The 12,466-nt window shown below is 73.0% G+C and carries 8 protein-coding genes and 1 pseudogene; 5 read left to right on the top strand and 4 right to left on the bottom strand.

The genetic code is table 11. From position 1 onward, the window contains the following. Positions 1–43 precede the first annotated feature (43 nt). Positions 44–757 carry an alpha/beta fold hydrolase gene (locus IE245_RS25465; RefSeq protein ID WP_189951549.1) on the top strand — a complete coding sequence of 238 codons (714 nt, stop codon included), beginning with the start codon at positions 44–46 and terminating at the stop codon, positions 755–757. Positions 758–772: 15 nt separating this feature from the next. Then, complete coding sequence (locus IE245_RS25460; RefSeq protein WP_189951547.1) at positions 773–3,127, top strand: helix-turn-helix domain-containing protein; 2,355 nt, start codon at positions 773–775, stop codon at positions 3,125–3,127. On the opposite strand, the gene IE245_RS25455 is transcribed toward IE245_RS25460, so the two are convergent. Then, on the bottom strand, positions 3,044–4,036 hold the full coding sequence (locus tag IE245_RS25455; protein ID WP_189951772.1) for an alpha/beta hydrolase: 993 nt from the start codon (positions 4,034–4,036) through the stop codon (positions 3,044–3,046). The two genes, IE245_RS25460 and IE245_RS25455, sit on opposite strands and share 84 nt — an antisense overlap. Before the next feature lie 137 nt (positions 4,037–4,173). Next, positions 4,174–5,244 (bottom strand): AraC-like ligand-binding domain-containing protein, encoded by a 1,071-nt coding sequence (locus tag IE245_RS25450; RefSeq protein WP_189951545.1) that lies wholly within the window; start codon positions 5,242–5,244, stop codon positions 4,174–4,176. Positions 5,245–6,055: 811 nt separating this feature from the next. Between IE245_RS25450 and IE245_RS25445 the strand changes: the two genes are divergently transcribed. The 3 genes from IE245_RS25445 to IE245_RS25435 all read left to right on the top strand — a co-directional run bounded on the left by IE245_RS25445 (position 6,056) and on the right by IE245_RS25435 (position 9,855). Beyond that, a complete protein-coding gene (locus IE245_RS25445) occupies positions 6,056–7,111 on the top strand; it encodes a substrate-binding domain-containing protein (RefSeq protein WP_189951543.1) in 1,056 nt (351 codons plus the stop codon). A 114-nt stretch (positions 7,112–7,225) separates the two neighbouring features. Further along, complete coding sequence (locus tag IE245_RS25440) at positions 7,226–8,830, top strand: sugar ABC transporter ATP-binding protein (protein WP_189951540.1); 1,605 nt, start codon at positions 7,226–7,228, stop codon at positions 8,828–8,830. Further along, positions 8,827–9,855, top strand: coding sequence for an ABC transporter permease (locus tag IE245_RS25435; RefSeq protein WP_189951538.1), 1,029 nt, complete (start codon positions 8,827–8,829; stop codon positions 9,853–9,855). Before IE245_RS25440 ends, IE245_RS25435 begins: the two co-directional genes overlap by 4 nt. A gap of 471 nt (positions 9,856–10,326) precedes the next feature. Here the strand turns inward: IE245_RS25435 and IE245_RS25430 are convergent, their stop codons facing one another. Together IE245_RS25430 and IE245_RS25425 are read right to left on the bottom strand one after the other, a co-directional pair. Beyond that, complete coding sequence (locus tag IE245_RS25430) at positions 10,327–12,078, bottom strand: glycoside hydrolase family 35 protein (RefSeq protein ID WP_189951536.1); 1,752 nt, start codon at positions 12,076–12,078, stop codon at positions 10,327–10,329. Positions 12,079–12,221: 143 nt separating this feature from the next. After that, a pseudogene (locus IE245_RS25425) lies at positions 12,222–12,466 on the bottom strand (sugar ABC transporter substrate-binding protein); the annotation flags it as partial.

Raw genomic sequence — 12,466 nt, 5'->3', positions numbered from 1 at the left:
ACGCGTGCGCGCCGTCGTGCCCGACACCGAGAAGAGAACTCGCATGCCCCACCCCACCGCCGTCCTCGTGCACGGTGCCTTCGCCGACGCGACCGGCTGGATAGGCGTCATCGCGGAACTGCGCGGCAGCGGCACCCCGGTGATCGCCCCGCCGAACCCGCTCCGGGGCCTGGCGTCGGACGCCGCCTACCTCGCCTCCGTCCTGACGCAGGTCGAAGGTCCGGTCGTACTCGTCGGCCACGCGTACGGTGGCGCGCTGATCACCGTGGCCGGCGCCGCGGAGAACGTCGTGGGGCTCGTCTACGTGGCCGCCTACGTGCCCGACGAGGGCGAGAGCCTCGACCGGCTCCGGAAAGGCTTCCCCGACCCTCCGCTGGCGAGCAGCCTGAAGGAGTGGACGTACCCGCTCCACGACGGCGCCCACGCGATCGAGGTCACCATCGAGGAGACGGCCTTTCCCTCCGTCTTCGCGGCGGACGTGCCCGAGGACGTCGCCGGCGTCCTGGCGACGGCCCAACGCCCGCTCGCCGTGACCGCGTTCACCGAGACCGCCGCCGTGGCGGCATGGCGGACGAAACCGTCCTGGGCCCTGGTGGCCGGGGCCGACCGCACGATCAGCCCCGAGGTCCAGCGCTTCGGCGCCGCACGCGCCGGAGCCGTCGTCCTCGAACTCCCGGACGCCTCCCACGCCGTCGCCCTCTCCGAGCCCAGGCGGGTCGCCGACCTGATCAGGGCCGCGGCGCGGGCGACGAGCTGACCGGAAGGGGTGGGCGTGTACGGGAAGAAGTCCTTCGGCGCCGTCCTGCGCGGCCTGCGGCAGCGAGGCCGTCTGACGATGGAGGAGCTGTCCGAGGCGTCGGGGGTGAGTGTCAGGGCCATCGGCGACATGGAGCGGGGGCGCAGCCTGGTTCCGCAGCGGCGCACGGTGGTGGCGCTGGCGGAGGGGCTCGGCCTCGCGGACGACGAGCGGGAGGCGCTGCTGACCACGGCGCGGGCGGCGCGTCCGACGCGCGCGGTCGCGGTGACGGGAACGGTCGTGCCGCCGCGAACGGTGGGGGACTTCACGGGGCGCGAGCCGGAGCTGGCTCTCCTGCGGGCGGCCGCCGAACGCGCCCCGGCCGGTGGAGGAGCGTCGGTGTGGGTCGTCTCGGGACCTCCGGGGTGCGGGAAGACGACACTGGCGCTGAAGGCGGCGGCGGATCTCGCCGAGAGGTTCCCCGACGGCTGCCTCGTGGTGGACCTGCACGGCGTGGACGGCCCCGTGGACACGGGCGAGGCGCTGCTGAAGCTGCTGAAGGCCCTCGGCGTGTCGGACCGCCGGCTGGCGCAGGAGGACCAGCGGGGCCGCGCGGGGCTGCTGCGGGCACTGCTGGGCGACCGCCGGTGCCTGGTGGTGCTGGACAACGCCCGCGACGAGGGGCAGGTGCGTGCGCTGCTGCCGGCGGGCGGGCGGAGCCTGGTGCTGGTCACCAGCCGGCGGCCCCTGACCGGCCTCGAGGACGTCGACCGGCTTCCGCTGTCGGAGATGACGCAGGAGGAGGCGGTCGACCTGCTGCGCCGGATCCTGGGCGAGGAGCGCGCGGACGCGGAAGCCGCGGCCGTGGCACGGGTGGCGGAGCTGTGCGGACGACTGCCGCTGGCCCTGCGGGTGGCGGCGAACTGGCTGACGGTCCGATCCGGATGGACCGTCGACCACCTGCTCCGGCGCCTCGCGGACGAGGAACGCCGCCTGGGCGCGCTCGCCGCCGGCGACGTACGGGTCGAGGCCGCCTTCGAACTGTCCTACCGTCAGCTGACCGGCCAGGCGGCACGCATGCTGCGGCTGCTGAGCCTGGTCCCGGGCCCCGACATGACCGCCGCCTACGGTGCCGCGCTGGCCGCCACCGACGTCTTCGCGGCCGAGGACGTGATGGAGGAGCTGGTCGAGGCCGGGCTGCTGCAGGCCACCTTCACCGGCCGCTACCAGCTGCACGACCTGATCCGGCTGTTCGGCCGCGCCCGGCTGTCCCGCGAGGAGGAGCCCGCCGAGCGGGAAGCGGCCGACGCCCGGCTGCGTGACTGGCTCCTGGACACGGCCGTGGTCGCCGGCCGCTGGTACAAGCCCGGTCACGGGGCACCGCCGCCGTCCTGGCGGGGCCCGGTCCCGCTGGGGAGCGCGGCGGAGGCCCGCGCCTGGCTCCAGAGCGAAGCCCCCTCCTGGCTCGCCGCGCTGCGCGCCGCCGCCCACCGGGGCGAGCACGTCCGGGTCGTGGAGACCGCCCACGCCATGGAATGGTTCTGCGACCTGTGGGTGCACGGGGGGCACTGGCCCGAGGTCTTCCGCCTGGCCGCCGACGCCGCCGCCGCGATCGACGACCCCTCCATGCGGGCCTTCCACCTCAACTGCCTCTCCTGGGCCCTGAACTCCTGCGAACAGCGCCACCGCGAGGCCGTCGAACGGGCCGAAGAGGCACTGGAACACGCCCGCCGCGCACACGACGTCCACCAGCAGGTCTCGGCCCTGGTGCACGCGGCGAGCGGGTACCGGCAGCTCGGCGATGCCCGGAAGACCGCGGACAGGGCCCTCTCCGCGGCCGAACTGGCCGAGTCCACCGGCCACTACGAGGCGTGGCCCCAGGCCGTGCGCCTCTACGGGAGCGCGCTGCGCCTGCTCGGCCACGCGGAGGAAGCCCTCGTCCAGCACCGGCGCGTCCTGGCCTTCCTCGACGCGCCCGACTGTCCGGTGAGCGGACACGTCGCCGACATCTTCCGTGCCCACACGTCGCAGGCGCTCGGCGCCGACTGCGTCGCGCTGGGACGGTGGCGGGAGGCCGTCGCCCACCTGCGCGGCGCCCAGGCCCGGTCGCGTCGCATCGGCGTCGCCCACAGGGAGGCGGAACAGCTGCTGCTCCTGGGAGAGGCCCTGGTCGAGCTGGGGGAGATCGAGGAGGCCCGCCACGTCCTCGGTCAGGCCCTCGCCCTCGGGGACGCGGCCGACGACAACGAGCTGAGGGCCGCGCGGAAGCTCCTGGACACGCTCCCCGTGGTCATGGCGTCCCGAGGCTCAGCCGCCGCGCCGGTGCAGGGCGACGTGCACGGTGTCGAGGGCCTGGACGAGTGCGGCGCGGGCGGAGTCCGTGTCGCGTAGCTGGTCGAGCACCATGAAGCCGTGGATCGTCCCGTGGTAGCGCAGGGAGACCACGCGTACCCCGGCCGCGCGGAGCTTCGTCGCGTACGCCTCGCCCTCGTCGCGGACCACGTCGGCCTCGCCGGTGACGACCAGGGCGGGCGGGAGCCCGGCGAGCTGTTCCAGGGAGGCCCTCAGCGGTGACGCGGTGACCTGGTCCCGCTGCCGTACGTCGGGCAGGTACTGGTCCCAGAACCAGCGCATGGTCCCGCGGCCGAGGAAGTAGCCGTCGGCGAACTCCTCGTACGAGGGAGTGTCGAGGCCCGCGTCGGTGACCGGGCAGAGCAGCACCTGCTGGAGCAGCCGCACCCCTCCGCGCTCCTTGGCGAGCAGGGTCAGTGCCGCCACCAGGTTGCCGCCCGTCGAGTCGCCCACGGCGGCGACACGGCTGCCGTCCAGGCCGATCTCGCCGCCTCGCTCGCAGACCCACTTCGCGACGGCGTAGCACTGCTCGACGGCGACGGGGTACCGGGCCTCGGGGGCGCGCTCGTACTCGACGAAGACCACGGCCGCGTCCGCGCCGAGGGCGAACGCGCGCACCAGGCGTTCATGGGTGCCGGCGTCGCCCAGAACCCAGCCGAGACCGTGCAGGAACAGCACGACGGGGATGTCGCCGACGCTGTCGGCGGGCCTGACCACCTGCACCCGCACGTGACCGGTGGGCCCGCCCGGCAGGGCGAACCACTCCGTGGAGACGGCCCCGTCGTCGCGGGGGGCGCGGCCTTCCGCGCCCTGGAGACGCGCGAGGTCCAGACGGGCCCGCTCCACGTCCTGGTCGCCCGCCGGCGGTGGACAGGTGTGTCGGGACACGAAGGCCAGGGTGAGGCGGTCCAGGGCGGGACGGGGGGACGAGGGGACGAACTCGGTCACACACGGTCTCCTGCCGGGAGGGGCTGAACGAAAGGGCGAACCGGCGCACGGGTGCCGGCCCGTGCGCCGGAACGCCGTGGGGCGCTGTCGAGGGCCGGGCGCGGCCACCGCGGGCACGGGGCGACCGGAGCGGAACCTCACCTGCCGGACGGTGCGGGGCCGGCCCCGCACCGTCCGGCACCGTGGACGCCGGCGGCGTCCACGGTCGGGGTCCCGGGCACCGGAGCGACCGCCGGGGCACTCCCGGGACCGTCCTGGGCGGTGCGCAGGTTGCGCCATTCGCGGGGGGAGACGCCGTAGGCGGCGCGGAAGGACCGGCTGAAGTGGGCCGGGCTGACGAAGCCCCACCTCTGGGCCACGGCGGACACGGTGGGGGTCGTCCCGCCGCGGCGGGCCAGTTCGCGGCCGCACTCCTCCAGGCGCCGTTGCCGGATGAACTGGCCGACCGTGGTCCCCTCGCCCTCGAACAGCCGGTGCAGGTACCGGACGGAGATCCGGTGGGCCCGGGCGACGCCCTCCGGTGACAGATCCGGGTCGCCCAGGTTCCGGTTGATGTGGTCACGTATCCGCAGCACCAGATGGCTCGGTGCGTCCGTGTCCGTGCCGCCCGGATGGGCCCGCTCGGTGATCAGGGTGGCGAGCAGTTCGACCACGTTGCCGGCCAGCCGGTCCGCGACGGCCGGCGGGTAGCCGTCGGCGGGGGAGGAGGCCAGGGCGGCCAGGAACGGGAGCAGCATCGCGCCGAAGCCGTCCCCGGTGCCGACGGCACTGCCCGTGACCCGCCGGATGTCACTCTCCGGCACGCCCAGTGTGCGGCGCGGAAGCTGGAAGACGTGCGCGGCGAACCGCCGCGGATAGTCGAAGGAGTACGGCCGGGCCGTGTCGTACACCACGAGGTCGCCCTCGTGTACCTCGGCCCGTCGGCCGTCCTGGACGAAGGTGGCCGTGCCGGACGTCTGGAGACCGACCGCTACCAGCGCCTCGGACGACCCGGCGATGAGCGCCGGCGTGCGGCTGACCCGCCCCGCGTCGGCCTCCACGGTGGAGACCTGGAGATACGCGAGACGGCTGGTGGCGATCCGGCCGTCGAACGGCCCGTCACCCTGAGGGGCGACCTCCATCGGTACCAGCGTCCTGCTCACCGCGTCGTTCCAGTACGCGACCTTGTCCCGGTCCGGCACGGAGGCGGTCGTCAACACCACGCTCAATTTCTCTCCGCTCAGGGGAAGGGGCTCCGGGGCTGCCACGGGCGGGAACAGGACCGCTGCACCTCCCCGGAAGACGGCGGCCGGATGCCCGACAGGACCGGACGGCTCGTCGTACGGGCAACGACCTCGCGGCCGCGCGACCGGACCGTCTCGGCGAGGTCCGGGTTCCCGCCCGCACCGCACAGCCAAGCAGCGGGCCGTTTCCGTCTCCAGGCAGAACCACAGGCAGGAATCGGCAGGACATCGTGGTGCGTGCGGGGCTTCCCTGTCGGCCCCGGATCGGGCCGGTTCCGCCGCGGGCGTCGATCCGGCCGACATCCGAACCCGTCATGCGGCTCACGGCCGCAACGCGGAAGGCCGTCGCGAGCGCTTGAGGAAGCGGAGCGCATCGCCCTGCGCTCCGACAGGACTGCCCAGAAGGCAATCCAACATGTTTCAACATCTCACTGTTCGAGCTGTTCGAGGCGGTCGGCCGCCGGTGCTGCCGTCGTCCGGGCCCACTGACTCGCTGTTCGCTGCTCCGGGTGCGCCGATGGTGGCGCCGGTAACGGGGGCGTATCGATCCGCACGGCGTGGAACCGCTTGTTGACTTTTGATGGAAACGGCGCTTTTCTGTGGGGCATCAAGTTGATTAATGGCGGGCTGTGGTGACTTCAACACTCCAGGGAGCGCCCGGCCGTTCGCTCGCGCACCGTCGTCGGACGGGATCGGAACCGTCGTTCCCTCTCCCTCGCCGCGATCTTCCGCGAGCCACCCGAAACCGCGCCTCACCGGTCGACCGCGTGCGGCCCGTCCGAGCAAGGGGAATGACATGTTCACTGAATATCACCGGCGGCCGATGGCGGCGGTCGCCCTGGGACTGGCCACCGTCCTCGCCCTGGCCTCCTGCTCCAGTGGGCAGCAGGCGGCAGGTGCGGGAGGCGACGGAGGAGCCGGCAAGGTCGACGGCGAGATCTCCCTGACGTACCTCCAGAAGCAGGGCGACCAGGAGTACTTCGTCGGCGAGGCGGCCGGCGCCCGGGCCAAGGCGGACGAACTCGGCATCGACCTGAAGGTCGTCAATCTCGGCACCGACGCCAACAAGACCATCAGCGAGGCCCAGTCGGCGATCTCGCAGAAGAGCAACGGTCTGATCGTCGTCGTGCCCGACCCGGCAGTCGGCCCTCAGGTCGCCCAGATCGCCAAGGACGCGAACGTCGCCCTGCTCACGTCCGACGACCAGATCTGCACCACGGGCCCGGACCCGTCCGCCTGTCCGCCGGAGAACCTGGTGCCCCGGATCGGCTTCAGTGGACAGCAGATGGGCGGCGAGGTCGGCAAGCGCGCCGCCGCGGAGTTCAAGAAGGCGGGGTGGAAGCCCGAGGAGACGCGCACGATCTCCGCGTGGAAGCAGGACGTGACCGTCTGCACCGACCGCGTCCAGGCGGCCAAGGACGCCTTCGCGGCCGCGGCCGGTGCCGAGGTGCGGAACATCGACGTCCCCACGGACAACAGCCCCACCGGCGCGCAGGACAAGATCGCGGCCACCGTCACCGCCAACCCGGACGTCAAGCACTGGGTGCTCTGGGGCTGCAACGACGAGAACGTCCAGGGCGGCGTGACCGCGCTGGAGAACGCCGGCTTCAAGGCCGACGACGTCATCGGCGTGGGCCTCGGCGCCTACCTCGCCTGCAAGAACTGGAGCTCGGGCAAGCCGTCCGGCATGAAGGCCGCGCTGTTCATCAACGGCAAGGACGTCGGCGCGCTGGCCGTGCAGACGATGTACGACAAGCTCAAGAACGGCAAGGCGTTCCCCAAGGAAGCCTTCGCCCCGACCACCATGGTCGACGCCGCCACCTGGAAGACCGCCGGAGTCACCTGCGGCTGAGCCGCCGCCCCCGACCGCCGGTGCGGCGTACCGCCCCGTCCGCCGCACCGGCCCTCTCCCGCCGACCGGCGCTCGCCCCGGCCCCTTCCCGTCCCTCCAGCACATGAGGCCAGCATGACCACACCCGGCACCCCACCCCCCACGCAGGCGACCCCAGGTGTCGGTGTCGCCGTCGAGGACATCACCAAGCGCTTCGGCGCCGTCCAGGCCCTGAGCGGCGTCACCCTCACCTTTCCTCCCGGGCAGGTCACCGCCCTCATGGGCGAGAACGGTGCGGGCAAGTCCACGCTGCTGAAGATCCTCACCGGCGACCACCGGCCCACCGAAGGGCGGGTCCTCCTCGACGGCACGCCGGTCTCGTTCGCCTCGCCGCAGGACGCGCGCCGGGCCGGGATCCGCATCATCCCGCAGGAACCGGAGATCATCCCGCACGTCTCCGTCGCGGAGAACGTCTACGCCGGAGCCCTTCCCCGCACGGCGGGCCGCCGCCTCGATCGCGGCGAGCTGAGCCGCAGGATCACCGCGGACCTCGCCCGGCTCGGCTTCGAGAAGGTCATCGCCCCCGACCTGCTCGGCTCCGAACTCACTCCCGCGCAAAGGCAGTTGGTGGAGATCCTGCGCGCCCTCACCGGCGACGCGAAAGTCATCGCCTTCGACGAGCCGACCTCCTCGCTCGCGGAGAACGAGGCCGAGGCCCTGTTCGCCCTGATCGGACGGCTGCGCGCCCAGGGCATCGCGATCATCTACGTCTCCCACCGCATGAAGGAGATCTTCCGGCTCGCGGACCGGATCGCCGTGCTCCGCGACGGCGCCTCCGCCGGTGTCCTCGACGCCGCGGCGACCACCGAGAGCGAGGTCGTGCGGATGATGGTCGGCCGCGACCTCTCCTCGCTCTTCGTGCGGCAGGACGTCGCCCGGGACGAGGTCGTGCTGGAACTGGACGGCGTCACCACCGACGACGTCCACGACATCAGCCTCCGGGTCAGGGCCGGAGAAGTCGTCGCCCTCGCCGGCCTCATGGGCGCGGGCCGCTCGGAGCTGGGGCTCGCCCTCGCGGGAGACCGTCCCCTGCGCTCCGGCCGGATCACCCTGAACGGCAGGCCCCTGCGGCTGCGCGGCCCCAAGGACGCCATCCGGGCCGGCATCGGCCTGGCCCCCGAGGAACGCAAGGCCCAGGCCCTCTTCCTCCAGCGGTCCATCCGCGACAACACCTCCCTGGTCAGCCTGGACCGGCTGCGCCGGATGCGTTTCGTCCGCCGCGGCCAGGAGAAGGCCGTCGCCCAGGACTTCTCCGACCGGCTCAGGGTCCGCACCCCGTCCATCGAGCACGAGGTGCGCAAACTGTCCGGCGGCAACCAGCAGAAGGTCGTCCTCGCCCGCTGGCTGCTGCGCCGGCCGAAGGTCCTGATCCTCGACGAGCCGACGCGCGGCATCGACATCGGGGCCAAGGCCGAGATCTACCGGATCATCGCCGACCTCGCGCGGGACGGCGTCGCCCTGCTCGTGATCTCCTCCGAGCTCCCCGAGGTGCTCGGACTCGCCGACCGGGTCGTGGTGATGCAGGGCGGCCGCGTCACCGGCGAACTCGCCCGCGCCGAGGCCACCGAGGAAGCGATCCTCCACCTCGCCATGGCCGACGACCTGGCCCCGCTCGACCCCGTCCCCACCCCGGCCGCCGCACGGCCCCGCACCGACTCCGCCCATGGAGGCCCCCGATGACCACCGCCACCACCTCCCCGGCCGGGACCGAGAAGGCCCCGCCGGCGGCGCGCAAGCGCTCGCCCCTGGCCGCCCTCGGCGGACAGAACCTCAGCCTCATCGGTGCGCTCGTCGTCGTCCTCGGACTGTTCGGCGTCCTCAACGAGAACTACCTCAGCCTCTCCAACCTCCAGGTGATTGCCGAAGCGGCCACCATCACCGGTCTCCTCGCCGTCGTCCAGACCGTCGTCATCATCTGCGGCGGCCTCGACATCTCCGTCGGCTCCCAGGTCGGCGTGGCCTCCGTGGTCAGCGCCATGGTCTTCACCAGTACCGGCTCCCACGCCTACCTCGGCATGCTCGCCGCCGTCGGCGTCGGCGTCCTCGTGGGCGTCGCCAACGGCCTGGCCATCGTCTACGGCCGCGTCAACCCGACCATCGCCACCCTCGCCGGACTCGCCGCCTACAAGGGCCTCGCCCAGCTCCTGTCCGACGGCCGTGCCCAGGGCTACGTCCTCAACGACCCGGTCTTCGTCTTCCTCGGCCGCGGCAAGATCGCCGGCCTGCCCGTCATGGTCTGGATCCTCGTCGCCGTCGCCCTCGCCGTGCACGTGATGCTCAAGTACACCGACATCGGCCGCAACCTCTACGCCATCGGCGGCAACGACACCGCCGCCCGCCTCGCCGGCATCGACATCAACAAGTACCTCGTCGCCGTCTACGCCCTCATCGGCGTCGTCGCCGCCGTCGCCGGCATCCTGCTCACCGCCCGCACCGGCTCAGGCCAGCCCGTCTCCGGCAGCGAGGGCCTCGAACTCAAGGCCATCACCGCCGCCGCCCTCGGCGGCTGCGCCCTCAAGGGCGGCAAGGGAGGCGTCGGCGGCACCCTGCTCGCCGTCGCCCTCCTCGGCGCCCTGGAGAACGGCCTCACCGTGCAGGGCATCAACACCTTCTGGCAGAACGTCGCCCAGGGCGCCCTGCTCGTGGCGGCCGTCGTCATCCAGCAGCGCCGCAACGGCGAACGGGCGGTCGGACTCCCCCACTGACCCGCCCCACGGCTCTCCGGCGCACGGACGAGGCCCGCTCCCTCAGGGGAGCGGGCCTCGTGGCGCACTGGGATAGTCGGCGGCTCGGCGGCTCGGCGGCTCGGGCGGTGACGGGGTGAGGCCGGGAGCCGTGGCCCTGGCCGCGTACGGCCGCCGGGGGAGGACGCGCGAGGTGCGGGGCGGCCGCGGTGGTGGACCGGTTCCCACCACCCCGGCCGGCACCCTTCACGGACGGTGCGCGGGAGAAGGGACCGTGGGGCCTCGTCCTCGGTGCCACGTTCCGGGGCGGCGTTCCCCCTGCGGGGAGAGCGTCCCCCTCGGGCCGCCGGGCGCGGCCGCCCGGCGCAGGCGTGTGTCCGGAGCCCGGGAACGGCGAAAGCCCTCCCGGGAGCCGGGAGGGCAGGGGCGGAGAGGGGCCGGACCCGGGCGTGCGGGGGAGGACCCGCCCGGGTCCGGCGTCGCCGAGTGGTCCTACTCCTCGGTCGGGCCGAGGTCGGGCGCCGCGCGGAAGTCGACGGTGCGGGCCCGGGGCCCGGCGTGGAGTTCCAGGACGACGACCTCGTTCGTCCCGGCGCGCAGCACGGGCGCGGGGACGTACAGCGACTTCTGCGGGCCGCGGGACCAGTACCGGCCGAGCGGGAAGCCGTTCACCCAGGCGTTGCCCTTGGTCCAGCCGTCGAGGTGCAGGTAGGTGTCGGCCGTCTCGTCGAGTGCGAAGGTGCCCCGGTGGAAGGCCGGACCGACGGGGATCGTCGTGGTGTGCGTGAAGGGGACGTCCTCCAGGGCGGTGAGCGGCAGCGGCCGGTTCGTCCACGCCGACGGCTCGACGCCGTCGAGGAGGACCGCGCCGAGGAGGCCCTTGCGGTCGTGGATGCCCTGGCCGTAGTTCACCCGGCCCTGGTTCTCCACCAGGACCGAGAGCACGCTGCCGGCCCGCGGGGCCGTGAAGGCCAGGGAGTGCTCGTGGTTCTCGCGCTCCAGGACGCCCACCGGCTGCCCGTCGACGAACACCTGGGCGCGGTCGCGGACGTGCTCGACCTCCAGCAGGACGGGGCCGCGCACGGGCAGGGTGGTCTCGTACAGGACGAAGCCGAAGTCCTGCTCCAGCTCCTCCATGGTCAGCGGCCGCCGGGAGTCCACCCGCGGCGCCAGGGCGCCGGCGTTCGGCAGCAGCGCGGCGCTCTCCGTCAACACGACGGCGGGAAGGGCCAGTTTGGGGCCGGGCGCGGGCACGGGGGCGTCCGGCACGGGCGCGTACTTGGCGATGACGTCGCGGAAGGCGGTGTACTTCTCCGTCGGGTCGCCGGCCTCGTCGAGCGGCGAGTCGTAGTCGTAGGAGGTGACGGTCGGGCGGTAGGTGTGCTTGTCGTTGGCGCCGTTGGTGAAGCCGAAGTTGGTGCCGCCGTGGAACATGTAGAAGTTCACCGACGCCCCGGCGGCGAGGACCTCGTCGAGCTCGCGGGCGGCGTCGTCCGGGTCGCGGACCACGTGCCGGGCACCCCAGCGGTCGAACCAGCCGATCCAGAACTCCGTGGTCATCAGCGGCCCTTCGGGGCGCCGCGCGCGCAGCGCCGCGAGGTGGTGGGCCGAGCGGCTGCCGAAGTTGGCGGTGGCGAGGACGCCGGGCAGGGCGCCCCGCTCCAGGTCGGCCGGCTGGTCGCAGGTGAACAGGGGGACGTCGACGCCGCAGGCGCGCAGAGAGTCGGCGATGTGCTCCAGGTAGGCGGTGTCGTCGCCGTAGGCGCCGTACTCGTTCTCCACCTGTACGGCCAGGATCGGGCCGCCCCGCGAGGCGAGGTAGGGGTGGAGCGGGGTGAGCAGACGGCGGAAGAAGTCGTCCACGGCCGCCAGGAACCGCGGGTCGCGGGAGCGGAGTCGTATGTCCGGCTCGGCGAGCAGCCACGAGGGCAGGCCGCCGCCCTCCCATTCCGCGCAGATGTACGGCCCCGGGCGCAGCAGGACGTGCAGTCCCTCGGCGGCGGCGAGGTCGAGGAAGCGGGGGAGGTCGAGGCCGCCGTCGAGGGCGAAGCGGTCGGGGCGCGGCTGGTGGAGGTTCCAGGGGACGTAGGTCTCCACGGTGTTGAGGCCCATGAGCCGTGCCTTGCGGAGCCGGTCCTGCCACTGCTCGGGATGGACCCGGAAGTAGTGCAGCCCACCGGACAGGAACCGGAAGGGTCGGCCGTCGAGCAGGAATCCGGCCTTGTCTGTCTGGAGAACGGGCATGCGCTGCTTGCTCCTGTACGTGAAGTCGTGCGAGTCGAGACGTCGCCTTGAGGTGTTTACGCAAACATATGGGGTGTGGCAAGCCCTTTCCGAGGGCTCGCGGGGGCGGAGCGCCGTCCGGCTCCGCCCCCGCCGCGATGCGGCTACTTGTTGACGGTGAAGCCCTGGTCGTTGCCGTACTTGACGCTGGCGTCCTGCCAGGCCTTGAGGCCGTCGGTGAGGGTGGTGGGGGAGACGTAGGCCTTGCCGACGGTGTCGTTGAAGATGGAGTTGGCGTAGACCTGGAAGGGCAGGTAGGACCAGTCCTCGCCGACGTTGCGGGCGGATTCGGCGAAGATGCGGTTGGCCTGCTGGCCGCCGAAGTAGGGGAACTTGGTGTCGAGGAAGG

Source organism: Streptomyces roseolus (assembly GCF_014649855.1).
GTDB classification, from domain to species: domain Bacteria; phylum Actinomycetota; class Actinomycetes; order Streptomycetales; family Streptomycetaceae; genus Streptomyces; species Streptomyces roseolus.
This window is presented reverse-complemented; position numbering and strand designations above follow the sequence as displayed.

What these genes read in the sequence shown, in the direction of transcription:
- IE245_RS25465 (WP_189951549.1), top strand. Translation starts at nt 44, where the DNA reads ATGCCCCACCCCACCGCCGTCCTCGTGCACGGTGCCTTCGCCGACGCG.
- IE245_RS25445 (WP_189951543.1), top strand. Translation starts at nt 6,056, where the DNA reads ATGTTCACTGAATATCACCGGCGGCCGATGGCGGCGGTCGCCCTGGGA.
- IE245_RS25430 (WP_189951536.1), bottom strand. Translation starts at nt 12,078, where the DNA reads ATGCCCGTTCTCCAGACAGACAAGGCCGGATTCCTGCTCGACGGCCGA.
- IE245_RS25435 (WP_189951538.1), top strand. Translation starts at nt 8,827, where the DNA reads ATGACCACCGCCACCACCTCCCCGGCCGGGACCGAGAAGGCCCCGCCG.
- IE245_RS25440 (WP_189951540.1), top strand. Translation starts at nt 7,226, where the DNA reads ATGACCACACCCGGCACCCCACCCCCCACGCAGGCGACCCCAGGTGTC.